This window comes from Flavobacterium sp., from assembly GCF_049590715.1.
In the GTDB taxonomy this organism is placed as follows: domain Bacteria; phylum Bacteroidota; class Bacteroidia; order Flavobacteriales; family Flavobacteriaceae; genus Flavobacterium.
Window position 1 is genome coordinate 1 of the sequence record NZ_JBAWDL010000309.1, and the last position, 1,552, is coordinate 1,552.

Here is a 1,552-nt window from a genome sequence, read left to right on the forward strand (position 1 = left end):
GGCGGGCGCAGGTAGCGGCGGGCTACCTGCTCTACGGCTCGAGCACGATGCTCGTCTACACCACGGGCCACGGGGTGGTGGGCTTCACGTACGAAACGTCGCTGGGCGAGTTTTTCCTCTCGCACCCGCGCATCCGCATTCCGGCCACCGGCCCGGTGTTCAGCTGCAACGAGGGCTACTGGTTTGACTACCCGGAGTACGTGCGCCAGTTTCTGATGGCGTGCAAGCAGCGGCGCATGAGCGGGCGCTACGTGGGCTCCTTGGTGGCCGACTACCACCGCAACCTGTTCACGGGCGGCATCTACCTGTATCCGCCCACGGCCAAGAACGCGCTGGGCAAGCTGCGGGTGCTGTATGAGAACTTCCCGCTGGCCTTTCTCATCGAGCAGGCCGGGGGCCGGGCCGAGACGGGGCAGGGCCCCATGCTCGACCTGAAACCTGTCGATTTCCACCAGCGCAGCCCCCTGTTCGTGGGCTCCGCCGACTTGGTTGCCGGGTTGGTGGCTGCCAAACAGGCGTTGCCATTGGGGTAGCTGGCCAGGTAACGGCCCAGACCTGGTTGAGCCATCCGAAGCGCGACCCTGCCGCGCATCTTTTCCTGCCGGGATGCACAACCAGTTACTTCTTGCAATTCTTCTCCCCCGATTCTATGATGAGAACCTACTTTGTGAGCCTTCTTATCCTGCTTGCCACTGCCCCGGTTTTGGCTCAGACTACCACCGGGCTAACGGGGATACGAGACACGTCCTTTTCCAACGCGCGGGCATACGCTCAGGCCAGGAAAAAGCACCCGGAAATCAGGCTGGTAGAAGAATTTGCCCTGTCTGCTGTGCAGGAAAGGCGAAACCTGCTGTATGGCTCGGTGGGCAACCGCGAGTTGCACCTGGACGCCTTCTACCCGCGAAAAAAAAGCAAAACCAAGGCCCCCGCTATTCTGCTCATTCATGGGGGCGGGTGGCGCAGTGGCAGCAGGCAGCAGCACATCCCGTTGGCGCAACGGCTGGCAGAGTTGGGGTACGCATGCTTTACTGCAGATTACCGGCTCTCTACGGAGGCCCTCTATCCAGCCCCGGTCTATGACCTGAGGGAGGCAGTGCGCTGGATAAGGAAAAATGCGCAGCGGTTCAATCTGGATACGGCGCAAATTACCGCGTTGGGGTTTTCGGCCGGCGGAGAGCTGGCGGCTTTTTTAGGCTCTACCAACCAGAATGCTGCCTATGCGGGGCCGGCCGGTCGGGTGGCCCCATCGGGTAGAGTTCAGGCGGTTGTCAATATTGATGGTATCCTTTCGTTTGTCCACCCAGAATCTGGTGAGGGCGATGACTCCCGCTCCACATCGGCCGCCACTTACTGGTTAGGATATCCTAAAAGGGAGAATTATAGCCTTTGGGAACAGGCGTCGCCGTTGGCCCACGTGGACCAAAACACGCCCCCCTTTCTCTTCCTCAACAGCTCGGCAGACCGCATGCACGCCGGCCGCGACGACTTCAGGAAGGTGCTGTCCCAACACGGCATCTACTCCGAGGTACATACCTTCTCGCAGGCTCCTCAT

At 60.8% G+C, this 1,552-nt stretch carries 1 protein-coding gene and 1 pseudogene; both read left to right on the forward strand.

All coding sequences use genetic code 11. The annotated features are described in order from the left end of the window. A pseudogene (locus WBQ70_RS13515) lies at positions 1-533 on the forward strand (class 1 fructose-bisphosphatase); the annotation flags it as partial. Between the two features lie 116 nt (positions 534-649). Further along, the coding region (locus tag WBQ70_RS13520; RefSeq protein WP_423915123.1) for an alpha/beta hydrolase fold domain-containing protein at positions 650-1,552 on the forward strand (903 nt) is incomplete at its 3' end.